Origin of the sequence: Planococcus daihaiensis (assembly GCF_049262615.1) — a bacterium.
Classification (GTDB): domain Bacteria; phylum Bacillota; class Bacilli; order Bacillales_A; family Planococcaceae; genus Planococcus.
Window position 1 is genome coordinate 2,035,931 of the sequence record NZ_CP175504.1, and the last position, 15,055, is coordinate 2,050,985.

At 48.1% G+C, this 15,055-nt stretch carries 16 protein-coding genes and 1 other annotated feature (1 of these 17 only partly in view); of the genes, 13 read left to right on the forward strand and 3 right to left on the reverse strand.

The features are described 5' to 3' along the window. The first annotated feature begins 11 nt into the window (after nucleotides 1–11). From DHX103_RS09965 to DHX103_RS09975, 3 genes are all read left to right on the forward strand, one after another. Nucleotides 12–971, forward strand: a complete 960-nt coding sequence (locus DHX103_RS09965; protein WP_422122145.1) for a siderophore ABC transporter substrate-binding protein — start codon at nucleotides 12–14, stop codon at nucleotides 969–971. 32 nt (nucleotides 972–1,003) lie between these two features. Beyond that, a complete protein-coding gene (locus DHX103_RS09970; protein ID WP_422122146.1) occupies nucleotides 1,004–1,306 on the forward strand; it encodes an antibiotic biosynthesis monooxygenase family protein in 303 nt (100 codons plus the stop codon). 465 nt (nucleotides 1,307–1,771) lie between these two features. After that, nucleotides 1,772–2,407 (forward strand): phosphatase PAP2 family protein, encoded by a 636-nt coding sequence (locus DHX103_RS09975; protein ID WP_422122147.1) that lies wholly within the window; start codon nucleotides 1,772–1,774, stop codon nucleotides 2,405–2,407. 63 nt (nucleotides 2,408–2,470) lie between these two features. Here the strand turns inward: DHX103_RS09975 and DHX103_RS09980 are convergent, their stop codons facing one another. Both DHX103_RS09980 and DHX103_RS09985 read right to left on the reverse strand, forming a co-directional pair. Beyond that, nucleotides 2,471–3,751, reverse strand: coding sequence for an ammonium transporter (locus DHX103_RS09980; protein ID WP_422122148.1), 1,281 nt, complete (start codon nucleotides 3,749–3,751; stop codon nucleotides 2,471–2,473). A gap of 12 nt (nucleotides 3,752–3,763) precedes the next feature. Next, nucleotides 3,764–4,105 carry a P-II family nitrogen regulator gene (locus DHX103_RS09985; protein WP_422122149.1) on the reverse strand — a complete coding sequence of 114 codons (342 nt, stop codon included), beginning with the start codon at nucleotides 4,103–4,105 and terminating at the stop codon, nucleotides 3,764–3,766. Nucleotides 4,106–4,262: 157 nt separating this feature from the next. Here DHX103_RS09985 and DHX103_RS09990 point away from each other — a divergent pair, with 157 nt between their 5' ends. The 10 genes from DHX103_RS09990 (at nucleotide 4,263) to DHX103_RS10035 (ending at nucleotide 14,250) form a co-directional block, all read left to right on the forward strand. Further along, a complete protein-coding gene (locus tag DHX103_RS09990) occupies nucleotides 4,263–4,907 on the forward strand; it encodes a uracil-DNA glycosylase (RefSeq protein ID WP_422122150.1) in 645 nt (214 codons plus the stop codon). 100 nt (nucleotides 4,908–5,007) lie between these two features. Continuing rightward, nucleotides 5,008–5,817 (forward strand): zinc transporter ZupT, encoded by an 810-nt coding sequence (zupT, locus tag DHX103_RS09995; RefSeq protein ID WP_422122151.1) that lies wholly within the window; start codon nucleotides 5,008–5,010, stop codon nucleotides 5,815–5,817. Between the two features lie 173 nt (nucleotides 5,818–5,990). Continuing rightward, nucleotides 5,991–7,220: an MFS transporter gene (locus DHX103_RS10000; RefSeq protein ID WP_422122152.1), complete on the forward strand. Its 1,230-nt coding sequence runs from the start codon at nucleotides 5,991–5,993 to the stop codon at nucleotides 7,218–7,220. 134 nt (nucleotides 7,221–7,354) lie between these two features. After that, nucleotides 7,355–8,194, forward strand: a complete 840-nt coding sequence (locus DHX103_RS10005; protein WP_422122153.1) for a GNAT family N-acetyltransferase — start codon at nucleotides 7,355–7,357, stop codon at nucleotides 8,192–8,194. Between the two features lie 272 nt (nucleotides 8,195–8,466). Then, a complete protein-coding gene (locus DHX103_RS10010; protein WP_422122154.1) occupies nucleotides 8,467–9,435 on the forward strand; it encodes an ABC transporter ATP-binding protein in 969 nt (322 codons plus the stop codon). Continuing rightward, nucleotides 9,432–10,070: an ABC transporter permease gene (locus DHX103_RS10015; protein WP_422122155.1), complete on the forward strand. Its 639-nt coding sequence runs from the start codon at nucleotides 9,432–9,434 to the stop codon at nucleotides 10,068–10,070. The genes DHX103_RS10010 and DHX103_RS10015 overlap by 4 nt, the downstream gene beginning before the upstream one ends. A 15-nt stretch (nucleotides 10,071–10,085) precedes the next feature. Continuing rightward, nucleotides 10,086–10,994, forward strand: a complete 909-nt coding sequence (locus tag DHX103_RS10020; RefSeq protein ID WP_422122156.1) for a glycine betaine ABC transporter substrate-binding protein — start codon at nucleotides 10,086–10,088, stop codon at nucleotides 10,992–10,994. Between the two features lie 156 nt (nucleotides 10,995–11,150). After that, nucleotides 11,151–12,299, forward strand: coding sequence for a thiolase family protein (locus DHX103_RS10025; RefSeq protein WP_422122157.1), 1,149 nt, complete (start codon nucleotides 11,151–11,153; stop codon nucleotides 12,297–12,299). A gap of 20 nt (nucleotides 12,300–12,319) precedes the next feature. After that, nucleotides 12,320–13,090 carry a 3-hydroxyacyl-CoA dehydrogenase gene (locus DHX103_RS10030; RefSeq protein ID WP_422122158.1) on the forward strand — a complete coding sequence of 257 codons (771 nt, stop codon included), beginning with the start codon at nucleotides 12,320–12,322 and terminating at the stop codon, nucleotides 13,088–13,090. A gap of 11 nt (nucleotides 13,091–13,101) precedes the next feature. Continuing rightward, nucleotides 13,102–14,250: an acyl-CoA dehydrogenase family protein gene (locus tag DHX103_RS10035; RefSeq protein WP_422122159.1), complete on the forward strand. Its 1,149-nt coding sequence runs from the start codon at nucleotides 13,102–13,104 to the stop codon at nucleotides 14,248–14,250. 62 nt (nucleotides 14,251–14,312) lie between these two features. Here DHX103_RS10035 and DHX103_RS10040 read toward each other — a convergent pair whose 3' ends face one another. After that, complete coding sequence (locus tag DHX103_RS10040) at nucleotides 14,313–14,549, reverse strand: hypothetical protein (protein ID WP_422122160.1); 237 nt, start codon at nucleotides 14,547–14,549, stop codon at nucleotides 14,313–14,315. Between the two features lie 483 nt (nucleotides 14,550–15,032). Further along, nucleotides 15,033–15,055 (forward strand) — a binding site (T-box leader); it runs 210 nt beyond the window's last position.

Sequence of the window (15,055 nt, forward strand, 5' to 3'; positions counted from 1 at the left end):
GCTCGAATAGGATGAAAAAATGGTTATTGATCGCATTCACATTAATGATGGTGGCGTTCCTTGCTGCCTGCGGAGCAGATGAAGAGGCTGCAGATTCAAGTACGGCTTCAGCGGATACGAAAGAAGCGGAAGTTGAAAAGGTAACGGTCACGCACGAACTTGGCGAAACAACTTTTGACAAAAATCCCGAAAAAGTAGTCGTATTCGACTTCGGTATTCTTGATTCGATGGACAAATTGGGCGTCGAAGCGGTTGCTGGTGTACCACAAGGAAACATTCCGGGTTACCTCGAGAAATTTGGGGACGCTGAAAAATACGAAAACGTTGGTACTTTGAAAGAAGCGGATTTTGAAGCGATTCACGCGATGAAACCGGATCTGATCATCATCTCTGGACGCCAGGCCGCAATGTACGAAGAATTTACCGATATCGCTCCGACAGTGCACCTGGGTGTAGATACCACGAAATACATGGAGTCGTTTGAAAGCAATATGACAACGCTTGGTGAAATCTTCGGCAAAGAAGATGCAGTGGAAGAAGAACTCGCTGCAATCCAAACACAAATAGACGACGTGAAAGCAAGTGCCACCGATGAAAAAGCATTGATCGTGTTGGCAAATGAAGGCAAAATCAGTGCATACGGAGCCGCTTCACGCTTTGGGATTATCCACGATGTGTTCGGCGTGCAACAGGCTGATGAAGGAATTGAAGCTTCGACTCACGGACAAAGCATTTCATTTGAGTATATTTTGGAAACAAACCCGGATATGATGTTTGTTGTTGACCGCAACGCTGCAGTCGGTGCGGATGCAAGTGCCAAGGATTCACTTGAAAATGAATTAGTGCAAAAAACAACGGCTTATAAAGAAGGTAAAATCATCTACCTTGATCCTGACTACTGGTATCTGTCCGGCGGCGGATTGCAATCAGTCAGCGAAATGGTGAAAGCGATCCAGTCTGCTTTCGAATAATTTCTTCATATTTAATTAGGGGGACACAAAAAATGTTTGTACAGATGAAAAGGTTTGTTGTGAAGGAAGGGACTTCAGAAATCGTGCTGAATCGTTTTTCGGGTCAAAATAGATTGGCTGAGCAGCCCGGTTTTATTGACCGGACGATTTTGAAGAAGAATGTTCGCCGGGGCGATGAAGAAGTGATTCTTTATGTGCGCTGGGAGTCCGAGGCGGATTGGAAGAATTGGGAAAAGCATCCCGATCATATCGCTGGCCATAAAGCGAAGATCGGCAAGCCGAAACCTGATCATATTATCGAAGTCACTCAAACGACTTACCATGTGCATGATTAGGCAATAAAATAAAAAGGCGAACCGGATTTCCGGTTCGTCTTTTTTGTATGTTGGATTTTTAAAATTTTTTTAATCATTTCGCTTCAGGCGGACGCTTTCCTGGGGGAGCTGCCTGAGCCTCCTCACTCGCTGCGAAAACCGATGCTCCTGTCTCTGCATCGCTGCGCTAGCTTCGAGACAATAAAACCGTTGCAGCGTTACACGCTTCGTCGCAAAGGTTCGACCGAATGCTGTTCGGTTAAACCTTCCCTCCGGGGTCTCAGGACTAGCTCAGCGCGAGCCAAGTGTTGGCCGAAGGCAGTTCGGCCGACGCTTTGCGACGAAGCAGCGCAGCGATGCAGGAGCACGGGTTTTGGCAAGCGAAGCTGTTTTGCGGAATATCGGCTTTCAATTTCACGCTACTCTATTTCAATAGAAGGAAGTTGAAAGTTTTGTGTGATAAACTGAATATACTGAAGAAAGAGGGTGGAGGCTATCAAACGTCTATTCTATCCACTGGGAATGGCGACTTTGATCGGTTTTTTTGCAATCTTGACGAGTTACACCAACGATGGAGTTTTAGAATTTGATGTGCGTTCGATGGAATTGCTGCATGGCATGAGGAGGTTGGATGTGCTGTCGGTTTTTGGTGAGCGCTGGGTAATTTTCATTGCCAGTCTGGGTCTGATCGTTTACCTATGGATGATGAGGCAAAACTTCAGGGGGATGTTTTTTGTCTTCCTGACTGTCGGAGTCGGCAACGGGCTGAATGAGCTGATGCAGTACTTTTTCGTCGAGGAACGGCCGGATCTTCCGCGCGGACTGGAAACTTTCGGATATCCGTCCAGCCACGCAATGCTGGGGTTATTATTCTTCTTTACGCTGGCTTATTTCTTAACGGAGCATAATGCATCCAAATATGTCAGCACTTTGGTCTGGCTGGTCGCAGTGTCCGCAGTGGTGCTGATCGGCCTGTCGCGGGTAGCCGGTGGAGAGCATTTCTTTTCAGATGTAATGGCCGGCTGGTTTGTGGGCTACTCATTGTTTGTGACAGTAGCCGTGTGGTATGAATTGCGGGAAAAGAAATTTAAAAAGAAAAGTGCAGAAAAAAACTTTGAATAAGTTGGCATAGAAAGAGGGCGACCCTGTTGAAGCGGTCGCCCTCTTTCTGTTTGTAAAATGTTTTTAGGATTTCTGGACTTCGACATGGTCGCCTAACTGGTTGAGGCGGCTGGCAAAAGAATCTCCTGCACCAGAGGACCCTTGTAAAACTTCATCCATAGAATATGCCTGTGAACCGTGCTCTGCGAAATCCAAGCCGCTTTCTTCTTCTTCAGCAGAAACGCGAAGAGGTACAAACAGGCTGATGGCTCCAAGCGCAAGTCCTGTTGCAATAGAAGTCCAAATAACTACTGCGAGGACACCTACCGTTTGAATGCCGAGGATTTCTGCGCCTCCGCCGTAGAGCAAGCCTCCCGAAGTATCGAACAATCCGATTGCAAGAGTACCCCAAATTCCGGCGATGCCGTGGACTGAGATGGCTCCGACTGGATCGTCGACCCGGATTTTAGAATCCAACAATCGAATAGCTTCTGTCATGATAATGCCAGCTGCCAAACCGATTGTAATAGCCCCGATAAATGAAACGTTCGCTGCCCCGGCTGTAATTCCGACAAGCCCTGCAAGTGCACCGTTCAATGTTAATGAAGGATCAATTTGTCCGTATTTGAAGCGTGTATACCCTGCGGTTGCAAGAACACCTGCAGAAGCCGCTAATAAAGTGTTGGCAATCACCGAAGGAACAAGCTCCGGATCAGCTGCAAGTGTACTGCCGCCGTTAAATCCGAACCATCCGAGCCACAGGATGAAAACGCCGAGTGCGCCGAGCGGGATGTTGTGGCCAGGAATTGAATTGACGACTTTGCCGCTGTATTTCCCGATGCGGGGACCGATTTTCCACGCTGCCACAAATGCCGCAACTGCGCCGGTCAAGTGAACGACAGTTGAACCGGCAAAATCGATAAAGCCGAGTCCCTCCAACCAGCCGTCTGCCCAAATCCAATGTCCGACAACCGGATAAATGACTGCGGTAATAGCGACAGTCAATAAAATATATGCCGGCAGATTAACCCGTTCTGCAACGGCACCGGAAACAATCGTCGCGCAAGTTGCTGCAAAAACTGCCTGGAAGACAAAGAACGCTATATCCGCATCCCCTAAAAGTGCAAACCCTTGTGTACCAATCATGCCGAAAGCCGATGGGCCAAACATAAGAGCAAATCCGACGATAAAATATAGAATTGAACCAAGTGATATAGTAATGATATTTTTCATTAAAATATTCAATGTATTTTTCGAACGTGTAAATCCTGACTCTACCATAGCAAACCCGGCATGCATGAAAAAGACAAGCATGGCGCCGAGCATAATCCACATCATATCAACTGAACCTTGTACTGCTTCCATCCAATCTCCTCCTTATCCGACCGCGACATCGCCGCGCTCTTTCGTTCTGATTCTGATCGCTTCTTCAACGGGGAAAATAAAAATTTTTCCGTCTCCGACTTCTCCGGTTGCCGCATAGTCCAAAAGAGCTTCAATAATGGCTTCCACTTTTGAATCTTCCACAACCATTTCCAATTTTAATTTTGGTGAAAACTCCATTTTGTAAGTATTTCCTCGAAACATGCCGATTCGTCCTTCCTGTTTGCCTATCCCAGCTATTTCCGTGACACTCAAACCGTCAATGCCTTCAAGGGCTAAAGCTTGCCGAACGTTTCCGAAAACGGATGGACGGATAATGGTCTCAATCTTTTTCATCTTTCTCCTCCTAGATGTTAAGTTTTCTAACATGTATCTTGTGTTAGGTTAATTAACATAATAAATAAAGTTTTCAGATAATGCAAGTGTTTTTTGAAATTAATGTTAGGAAAGTTAACATTTAAATTATGATAAACTGTTTTTGAGGTGATGAATCGTGTATAAAATCAGTGAAGAACTTGTAACTTTAGGGATAGCTCGTATAGAAGGATTTCCTGTAGAAGGATTTGTAAGAGGAAGTGGGCCGCGGCGGCCGGCCATCATGCTGGTCGGCGAAGCGCCTGGCGAAAACGAATTGGAAACGGGCATTCCGTTCACCGGAAGGGCAGGGAGGGAATTGATGCAGTCTTTGGCGAGTGTCGGACTGAGCCGTGAGGATGTTTATATCACCAGCGCTGTTAGAAGCAGGCCCTATAAATGGGGGGCAAAGAAGAAGCGCAATGGGGATACGGAGGATAGAAAATACAACCGGCCCCCGACGAAACGAGAGATTATTGCCCATGCGCCGATTTTGGATACGGAGATACGGGACATCAAGCCGCCGTTGATCGTTACTTTGGGCAATGTCGGCCTTCAGCGGCTGATCGGTCCGCAGGCAAAAGTGACTGAAATGCATGGTGTTCTGCTGGAAACGCCGATTTTAATGTGGGAGGAAGCGGCAGGAAAGTTCGTTGAATCTGCAGAAGTTTATCACATTTTGCCGACTTTTCATCCAGCCAGCGTCTTTTATAATCCTCCGGTTCGTGCTCTGAAAGAAGCGGATTGGCGTAAGTTAGGCGATCTTCTAAAGTTGCAGAAGTGAAGGAATAATCCAATATCTTTCTTTGTTAAAAAAAGTTGCACAAAGGAAACTTTAAGCGTACAATAACCATATTCAATAGAACTGGAAGGAAGTCATGGGTATGGACAGTACGGTCTTATTTGCATTGGCACTGACGCTTTTTGCTGGCCTGGCCACCGGCATCGGCAGTTTACTTGCGTTTTTCGCTTCTCGAACGAACACGAAATTTTTATCTATTGCGCTTGGTTTTTCAGCTGGTGTCATGATTTACGTGTCAATGGTTGAAATCTTTGTGAAAGCAAAAGATTCTTTAACCGGGGCGCACGGGGAAACTACCGGCTATTGGCTGACGCTTGCGGGCTTTTTCGGCGGCATGATATTCATGGCTGTTCTGGACCGCGTGTTGCCGCAGCTCGGAAATCCGCATGAAGTCAAAACAATCGAAGACATGGATGAGGGTCCGAGTAATGATGAATATGCCAGACTTCGCAAAATGGGGATTTTTACGGCAATCGCAATCGGTATCCATAATTTTCCGGAAGGCATCGCCACATTCATGTCAGCGATGCAGGATCCGGCACTCGGCATCGCAATTGCAATCGCTGTTGCCATTCACAATATTCCGGAAGGGATTGCAGTGTCTGTTCCAATCTATTACGCTACGGGCAGCCGGAAAAAAGCTTTGCTTTACAGTTTCTTGTCAGGAATTTCGGAACCGGTCGGAGCAATTGCGGCGTGGCTCTTCCTGATGCCGTTCTTAAGCGATACACTTTTTGGCATCGTCTTTGCTTCGGTCGCAGGAATCATGGTCTTCATATCCCTTGATGAATTATTGCCGGCAGCCAAACGTTACGACGAAGCCCATCTATCTATTTATGGTCTTGTTGCCGGTATGGCAGTAATGGCGGTAAGCTTGGTGTTATTAACTTAATCGCAACAAAGCGCCGCCGTCTCCCTTCAATCAGGGAGACGGCGGCATTTTTTATTGCTTCAGTATTTGATTTTATTCAAAAACTATGAAGAGCTTGTGCCATTTTCGTCGTAAGCGTATAGTGATAAGGTGTAAAGACACCGAGTTGAATGCTTAGGACGAGGAGAATGAGAATGACTACTATTACTGACAATGAAAAAAATACAGCGCCAATTTCGCGCAATAAACTGCTTTGGGTTGCCGGTTTGGGTTGGCTGTTCGATGCGATGGATGTGGGGATCCTATCCTTCATCATCGCTGCACTCCAACAGGATTGGGATCTGACAACGGATCAGATGGGTTGGATCGGCAGCGTCAATTCCATCGGGATGGCTGTGGGGGCATTCGTCTTCGGAATTTATGCAGACCGTGTCGGAAGGAAAAAGATTTTCATCATTACGCTCCTGCTGTTTTCATTGGCGAGCGGGATTTCCGCCTTCACGACCACGCTTGCTGCGTTTATGATTCTGCGATTTTTCGTCGGCATGGGACTGGGCGGCGAACTGCCGGTGGCTTCGACACTGGTGTCGGAAAGTGTACCGACAAAAGAACGGGGACGCGTCGTCGTCTTATTGGAAAGTTTCTGGGCAGCAGGCTGGCTGCTGGCAGCCATCATTTCTTATTTTGTTATTCCGGCTTCAGAATACGGCTGGCGCATTGCGCTGCTGATCACGGCGTTGCCGGCTCTTTATGCGCTTTATCTCCGGATCAACCTTCCGGATTCACCGCAGTTCACGGCAAAGAAAGATGTTCTGCGCTCAATCAAGGTCAACATCAAAGATGTGTGGTCGAAAAAATATGCCAAAGCGACATTGATGCTTTGGATCGTCTGGTTCACGGTTGTGTTTTCTTATTATGGAATGTTCCTTTGGCTTCCAAGTGTCATGGTTCTGCAAGGCTATACGCTGATTCAAAGTTTCCAATATGTTTTGATCATGACGCTGGCTCAGCTTCCTGGGTATTTTACGGCGGCGTGGCTCATTGAAAAAATTGGCCGGAAATTCGTATTGGTCACTTATCTTTTCGGAACAGCGGCAAGTGCACTCGCTTTCGGCAACGCCGAATCATTGGCGATGCTGATTACGGCCGGTGCTTTCCTGTCCTTCTTCAACTTAGGTGCATGGGGAGCGCTGTATGCATATTCCCCTGAGCAATATCCGACAGTCATCCGAGGGACCGGAACCGGAATGGCGGCATCATTCGGCCGCATCGGCGGAATTTTCGGCCCGCTTCTTGTCGGTTTCATGCTGACAGCGGGCTACGGAGTCAATGTGATTTTCGCGATTTTCTGTGGTGCGATTGTTATCGGCGCGCTGGCGGTTGCGTTCCTGGGTGTTGAAACAAAGCAAAAAGAATTGGATTGAGCGATTTTCTCAGCGGCCGTCGGCGGTCTTTCCTTTGCCGACGGCCGTTTTTATTATTTATGGAAATCAGCAGGAAAAACAGCTCGGATAGCCAATACTTATTAAATGAATTAAATAGAAATGAGTGTGGGATTATGGAATGGAAAGTATACCCTGATTCGTTTGAATTCAGTCGGAAAGTGGAGCCGCTGCTTTATGAAAATGAAGACCAATACAGTTTGTTCCTCGGGATACTCAGCCAGATTCAAAATGGCCGCTATGAAGATTATTATTTGGCATTGGCCGAAGAAGCCGGGGAAATTCTGGGGATTTGTCTCATGACGCCGCCGCATCCGCTGCAAATTATCTTTTTGAAGGAAAATGCCGGATTGGAAGAGACGCTTGCGGTTCATTTGAAAGGCGGAAATCTGGAAATACCGGGTGTCATAGGAAACAAAGGGCCTGCGGAAAGATTTGCGGAAGCATGGGCAGCCGAGACCGGTGCACTAGTTGAACTTCAAATGGACGAAGGTCTGTACCGCATTGATGCGGTGGTTCGGGGGCTTGAAAAGAGCCCGGGAAGTTGGAGAGTTGCCAATATGCAGGATGCGGAATTGCTTGAGAAATGGTATCTCCTTTTTGAAAGCGAGACAGGCATCGGAGCTTCAAGCCACCGGGTCGCTTCGATGAAAATCGAGCAATTCCTGGAAGACAAAGAGATTTATGTGTGGGAAGTCAATGGACAAATCGTCTCCTGCATGAAGAAATCGCGGCCTTCCAAACACGGAATCACCGTTTCGTTTGTCTTTACGCCGGAAGAATACAGGCGCAAAGGGTATGCCCGTACGATGGTGGCGGAAGTAACAGAGGAATTGCTGCTGGAATTCGACTTTGTGATGCTTTATACCGATTTGAAAAATCCTTCATCCAATAAAATCTACAGCGAAATTGGCTATGTGCAAATTGCCAATCCGGTGCATTTGCGATTTAGTTAGCACAGAAATTCGCACCGGAAACTGGCAGATGGAAAGAGCCGCGCAGCAAATTGATTCACCAGACAGCAAATGATTCCGGAACGACTGCTTTTTTGCGGTCGTTTTTTTATGCAGAATTGATAGTGGGAACAGGAAGCTTTATCGGCAAAATATAGTGACCGGCTTTTTTATTGAAAATTGCAGGCGTATTGCATCTGTAAAAAGGGTAATAAAATATATAATAGGAAAGATATAAGAAAGATATAGGAAAGATATAGGAAGGGGCAATGGGAATGATCCGTTTTGAACATGTGACAAAGCAGTTTCCAGATGGGACGGAAGCGCTGAAAGATATATCCCTGGTGTTTCCTACCCATAAATTGACAGTCGTAATTGGCCCGAGCGGCTGTGGGAAAACGACGCTTATGAGAATGGTCAATAAATTGGAAACGCCGACAGCGGGCGATATTTTCATTGATGAAAAACCGATTACAGGGCTTGATGAAGTTCAGCTGCGCCGGTCGATTGGCTATGTCATCCAGCGGATCGGGCTGTTTCCGCATATGACCATCGCGAAAAATGTTTCGCTTGTGCCCCGTTTGCTGGAGTGGCCGGAAGACGAAACGGCGAAAAAGGTCGATGAATTATTGGAACTGGTCGGGTTGCCGCCGGAGATTTACAAGGAACGGTATCCGCTGGAACTGAGCGGAGGGCAGCAGCAGCGCGTGGGGGTTGTGCGCGCACTGGCAGGAGATCCGAATATTATTCTGATGGATGAACCGTTTTCTGCTCTGGACCCGATCAGCCGGGAGCAATTGCAGGACGACCTCCGGAACCTTCAACGGGAAATTCAAAAAACGATAGTATTTGTTACGCATGATATGGACGAAGCGTTGAAAATTGCAGATACCATCATCGTCATGCGTGACGGGGCAGTTGAACAGATTGGCACACCGCAAGAGCTCATGAGCAATCCGGCGAACGATTTCGTCCGCAGCTTCATCGGGCTGGATCGCATCGAACGGCAGCGTTCGTTCGGAGAGCGCAAACTAAAAGAGTTTCTCGGTGTGTTTGCTGAAGATCCGAAGGAAGGTGCTTTACAGATCTCCGGGGAAGCGACAATCGATGAAGCGTTCACTGAAATGGAAGCGAGCGGATTTTCATTTTTGGAGATTGTTGAAGAAGGAAGAACGGTGGCTTATGCCAGTGACCGTGATTTGGTCAAGGCGGCTCTCTGGAAAGAGGAGGTTGAAACAGTGTGAGAAACTTTTTTGATACGCTGGTCAGCCGGCAGGACATGATTCAAAACGCATTTTTGGAACATATTTACTTGTCATTTGTAGCTGTGGCCATCGGCATCGCCATCGCTTTGCCGACGGGCATCATCATTGCCCGTTACCGCAAGTATGCGGAGCCGATCATCGGTGTGACGGCCGTCTTTCAAACCATCCCGAGCCTTGCGCTATTCGGCTTTTTGGTACCCATCCTCGGAATCGGTTCTCCGACAGCTTTGATCGCACTTATTATTTATGCTCTATTGCCAATTCTTCGAAATACCTATACCGGCATCACCGGTGTGGATGGCTCCACAATTGAAGCAGGGCGCGGTATGGGCATGACCCGCACCCAAATACTCAGGCAAATTGAATTGCCGCTGGCGCTGCCATTCATCATGGCCGGAATCCGGACGGCGACCGTATTGACAGTGGGCATTGCAACATTGGCGACTTTTGTAGGTGCTGGCGGTCTCGGGGACATTATCTACCGCGGGCTGCAATCCTATAATAATTCATTGGTTCTGGCGGGTGCCTTGCCCGTTGCGCTACTTGCGATCGGCTTTGATCTGATCTTAAAGGGAATCGAGAAACGTGCAACGCCGAAAGGTTTGAAAAATTAAAAGGGGGAATGGATGATGAAAAAACAATTGACTCTAGTGTTAGCGGCAGGAGCGTTAACGTTATCGGCTTGTGGAGGTACAGGGAGCGGTGACGCGACAGATCCGATTATCATTGGCGGTAAACCGTGGACAGAGCAATACATTCTGCCGCATATTTTAGGGCAATATATAGAAGCAAATTCCGATTACACAGTGGAATACGAAGATGGACTCGGTGAAGTGTCTATTCTGACACCGGCGCTCGAACAGGGCGATATCGATCTTTATGTGGAGTATACGGGGACAGGCCTGAAAGATGTGCTGAAACAGGAATCCGAGCCTGGCCAGACATCGGAAGAAGTGTTGGAACGCGTACGTGAAGGTTACGAAGAGGAAATTGGTGCCACGTGGCTGGAACCTCTCGGTTTTGAAAACGGCTATACACTGGCCTTTTCTAAGGACAGTGGCTTCGATGCCGAAACATATTCAGAGCTGGCGGAAATTTCCCAGTCGCAGGACCTTAGTTTTGGAGCCCCTCATCCGTTTTATGAACGGCAAGGGGATGGTTACGATGATTTAATCACGACCTATCCTTTTGAATTTTCAGCGACCGACAGTTTTGACCCGGCCATCATGTACGAAGCGGTGAACAATGGCGAGGTCGACGTTATTCCGGCATTCACAACTGACAGCCGGATCGGGCTGTTCGATTTGGAAACGACAGAAGATGACCTGTCGTTCTTCCCGAAATATGATGCAGCTCCGGTCGTGCGGATGGAAACATTGGAAGAATATCCTGAACTTGAGGATCTGCTCAATGAACTGGCGGGCCAGATCAGTGAAGAAGAAATGCTGGCGATGAATGCCCGAGTTGACATAGATCAGGATCAACCGCGGGATATCGCGAGAGATTTCCTGGTGGAAAAAGGTTTAATAGAAGAATAATTACAAACAAAAAGGCAAATCCCGCAAAATCGTTTGCGGGATTTTTTATGGTGTCCAAGTAGAAATTCGAGTACAATTAAATTGAATGAATAGTCATTCAATTCTGAGTGGTTATGGATTGATTGAAATAAAAAACGAATGATGGGGTGGATAGATATGCGTGAAGTGGTAATTGTTGAAGGGGTTAGAACGGCGGTTGGACGGAGAAAAGGGTCGTTTTCTGAAACGCGTCCGGATGAGTTGGCAGCTTTGGTGCTGGCAGATTTGGTCGAGCGCGCAGGCGTCAGCAAAGGAGATGTGGAAGACGTCATCCTGGGCTGCGTTTCGCAATCGGGTGAACAGGGAGGAAATATTGCGCGGACAGCGGCGTTGATCGCCGGCTTCCCGGATTTTGTGCCTGGCGTCACGATTGACCGTCAATGCGGCTCGAGCCAACAAGCCATTCATTTCGGTGCACAGGCAATTCTGGCGGGCGACATGGATATCGTCATCGCGGGCGGTGTCGAAAGCATGACGCGTGTGCCGATGTTTTCGAATATGCAGGGGGCCAAACCAAGCTCGAAACTGACGGAGAAATATGAAATCATCAACCAGGGTTTGTCGGCGGAACGCATCGCTGAAAAATGGGGTTTCAGCCGCCGGCAATTGGACGAGTTTGCGCTACAGAGCCATACGCGCGCTTTGGGTGCCATCAACTCTGGCCGTTATGACAAAGAAATATTAGCTGTTGAAGTGACTGGTGAAAACGGAGAAAAACGACTTGTCACTAAAGATGAAGGGCCACGTCCCGAATCTACTATGGAAGTTTTGGGTGGACTGAAAACGGTATTTGATGAAAATGGCGTGATAACGGCAGGCAACGCCAGCCAAATGAGTGACGGCGCCTCCGCGGTTCTGTTGATGTCGCGTGAAAAAGCGGAGGAGCTTGGATTAAAGCCGAAAGCGCGCATTATTGCCCGTGCAGTTGTTGGTTCGGATCCGACATTGATGCTGACGGGTCCGATTGCCGCGACGAAAAAGGTGTTGGCAAAAGCAGGGCTCGAAATTGGCGACATGGACCGCTATGAAGTAAATGAAGCGTTTGCGCCGGTTCCGTTGGCGTGGCTGCATGATATCGGAGCAGATCCTGAAAAATTGAACGTCAACGGCGGCGCGATTGCGCTTGGCCATCCACTCGGCGCAACCGGCACAAAATTGATGGTGTCTCTCCTGCATGAATTGGAACGCACCGGCGGACGTTACGGGTTGCTCGCGATTTGTGAAGGCATGGGCATGGCGAACGCGACAATTATTGAACGATTATAAAAGGGATCGGGGCGAAGAAGATGAGAACAAGCGAAGTAAAAGCGATCATCACCGGCGGCGCATCAGGGCTCGGAGAAGCCACCGTCCGCCGTATCGTCGAACGCGGAGGAAAAGCCGCGATTTTCGATTTGAATGGTGAAAAAGCAGCGAAGCTTATCGAAGAATTGGGCCAGGAGTCGGTGTGGTACGCGGAGACGGATGTCACCGATGCCGCTGGGGTGGAACAACAGACAGCCGCTGTCATCGAACGCTTCGGTTCTGTGAATCTTGTGGTCAATTGTGCTGGAATCGGGACGCCGGGGAAAGTCGTTTCAAAAGGCGTGCCCCAGCCGCTCGAGCAGTTTGAAAAGGTCATCCGCATTAATCTGATCGGCAGTTTCAATGTGCTGCGTGTGGCGGCCGCCGCGATGCAAAAGAATGAACCGAATGACAACGGTGAACGCGGCGTCATCATTTCGACCGCTTCAGTTGCTGCATACGAAGGGCAAATCGGTCAGGCTGCCTACAGTGCTTCAAAAGGCGGCATCGTGTCGATGACGTTGCCGATTGCGCGTGAATTTGCGCGCGACGGCATTCGCGTTATGGCCATTGCGCCAGGGTTGATGAAGACGCCGATGTTTGACGGCTTGCCTGAAGCAGCGATTGCGTCGCTCGAATCAGCGGTGCCATTCCCGGCGCGTCTCGGCCGGCCGGAGGAATACGCGCAATTGGTGGAAAGCATCATCGAGAATCCGATGCTGAACGGCGAAACAATTCGGCTGGACGGAGCAATCCGCATGCAGCCGAAATAGGAGGCGAAAAAATGGGTAAATATCGTTTTGAAGAAGATGAACATGTGATGTTCCGCAAATCGTTGCGGAAATTCCTTGAAAAAGAAGCGGTGCCGCAATACGAACAATGGGAAAAGGATCGTCTCATTCCGAAATCGTTCTGGAAACGCCTCGGGGAAATGGGTTTCCTGTGTCCGCAGGTGGAAGAGCAATACGGCGGTCTTGGGCTTGATTTCCGTTATGCCGTCATCATTGGCGAAGAAATGGAGCGCGTCGGCGCTAGCCTCACCGGCGTCGGATTGCACAATGACATCACCGTGCCGTATATCGAATCCTACGGCAATGAAGAGCAGAAACAGCGCTGGCTGCCGGGCTGCATTTCCGGCGACTTCATCACCGCCATCGCCATGACGGAACCCGGAGCGGGGTCGGATCTGGCGAACATCTCCACAACTGCCATCCGTGACGGCGATAATTACATCGTCAACGGCCAAAAGACCTTCATTACCAACGGCATCAACTCGACGCATGTCGTCGTCGCTGTGAAAACGGACACCAAAGCGGAATCGAAGCATCGCGGCATCTCGTTGCTGATGATTGAAGAAGGGATGCCGGGCTTTACGAAAGGGCGGAAACTCGATAAAGTCGGTCTTCATGCGCAGGATACGTCCGAATTGTATTTTGAAGATTGTGTCGTGCCGGTCACGAACCTGATCGGTGAAGAAAACAAAGGATTTACCTATTTAATGGAAAAACTGCAGCAGGAACGCCTTGTGGTGGCGATGGCCGCTCAAACCGCTTCGGAAGATATGCTGGAGATGACGGTCGAATACGTGAAATCCAGACAGGCGTTCGGCAAGCCGATCAGCGCATTCCAGAATACCCAATTCAAGCTGGTTGAAATTGCGACCGAAGTGGAACTTGGCCATTCATTCCTTGAGTCGTTGATTGAAGAACATATGGCCGGCAAGGATATTGTGTCCAAAGTGTCGATGGCGAAATTCTGGCTGACCGACACTGCCAAAAAAATATCCGGCGAATGCATGCAATTGCACGGAGGCTACGGTTATATGGAAGAATACAAGATCGCCCGCCGCTACCGCGACATTCCGGTGGCAGCCATCTATGCCGGATCCAATGAAATCATGAAGACCATCGTCGCCAAGCGGATGGGTTTATAAAACTATATAAATTATCAATTCGTACCCACTGCAATTGAATAGGCGAAGAATAGTTTTGTCTGCTAATAGTTCATTGCCGAATTAACCATAACAATGAAAATTGCTATGGAAGCAAGTATGAATATATAACTTCCGATTTTAACCTCTTGCGACCAATCTCTTATCGCCACTAACAGGAAATAACTACTTAAAGAAATTCCGAAAAAGAGAGTTAGCAATAGAGATGGTTCATTATTAAAACTAAGGAATCCAGATATAATTGATAATACAGCTGCAAGTACAATAAAAATTTTTAACATAATAAAATCTCCTTATCTTAGTAATACCAAAACTCTATCATAAAATTGTTTCGGTTTCAGTGGCGTCAATTTCATATTTTCTCATTAACAAACCGAAGAATGCAGTGGTCTTTTTTTCTTTTCCATCCATTTGGGGGCAATCAGTCTTCGGTCCATTTCGGGAATGCGCCGACGCTGGGTGGCGCATAGATATGGAGCAAAACAGCGAAGACGCCCAGGGGACCAAGCGAAGTGCTGAGATCCACTCGGACGAAGTGAAACGAGACCGAGTTAGCTCAGCGCGAGCCCCCAGGCAAGCGAAGCTGTTTTGCGGAATATCGACTACTATAAAATAATAGTTCAACTTATATAGTAGAAAAATTCGAAATCAGCACTTCTTTGCTTGACAGAATAAACTAAATAATTTAATGTAAAATACAACTTGTTGGAAGAGCGGCAAGTCTATTCGAGAGAAGAGCCCAGAACAGATGAGAATAGCAGAGTGCAAAATCGAGGATTGAGACGAG

Excerpts from the sequence above, each read along its gene's own strand:
- DHX103_RS09965 (WP_422122145.1), top strand. The coding sequence starts at position 12 with ATGAAAAAATGGTTATTGATCGCATTCACATTAATGATGGTGGCGTTC.
- DHX103_RS09970 (WP_422122146.1), top strand. The coding sequence starts at position 1,004 with ATGTTTGTACAGATGAAAAGGTTTGTTGTGAAGGAAGGGACTTCAGAA.
- DHX103_RS09980 (WP_422122148.1), bottom strand. The coding sequence starts at position 3,751 with ATGGAAGCAGTACAAGGTTCAGTTGATATGATGTGGATTATGCTCGGC.
- DHX103_RS09985 (WP_422122149.1), bottom strand. The coding sequence starts at position 4,105 with ATGAAAAAGATTGAGACCATTATCCGTCCATCCGTTTTCGGAAACGTT.
- zupT (WP_422122151.1), top strand. The coding sequence starts at position 5,008 with ATGGACAGTACGGTCTTATTTGCATTGGCACTGACGCTTTTTGCTGGC.
- DHX103_RS10000 (WP_422122152.1), top strand. The coding sequence starts at position 5,991 with ATGACTACTATTACTGACAATGAAAAAAATACAGCGCCAATTTCGCGC.
- DHX103_RS10005 (WP_422122153.1), top strand. The coding sequence starts at position 7,355 with ATGGAATGGAAAGTATACCCTGATTCGTTTGAATTCAGTCGGAAAGTG.
- DHX103_RS10010 (WP_422122154.1), top strand. The coding sequence starts at position 8,467 with ATGATCCGTTTTGAACATGTGACAAAGCAGTTTCCAGATGGGACGGAA.
- DHX103_RS10020 (WP_422122156.1), top strand. The coding sequence starts at position 10,086 with ATGAAAAAACAATTGACTCTAGTGTTAGCGGCAGGAGCGTTAACGTTA.
- DHX103_RS10025 (WP_422122157.1), top strand. The coding sequence starts at position 11,151 with ATGCGTGAAGTGGTAATTGTTGAAGGGGTTAGAACGGCGGTTGGACGG.
- DHX103_RS10030 (WP_422122158.1), top strand. The coding sequence starts at position 12,320 with ATGAGAACAAGCGAAGTAAAAGCGATCATCACCGGCGGCGCATCAGGG.
- DHX103_RS10035 (WP_422122159.1), top strand. The coding sequence starts at position 13,102 with ATGGGTAAATATCGTTTTGAAGAAGATGAACATGTGATGTTCCGCAAA.
- DHX103_RS10040 (WP_422122160.1), bottom strand. The coding sequence starts at position 14,549 with ATGTTAAAAATTTTTATTGTACTTGCAGCTGTATTATCAATTATATCT.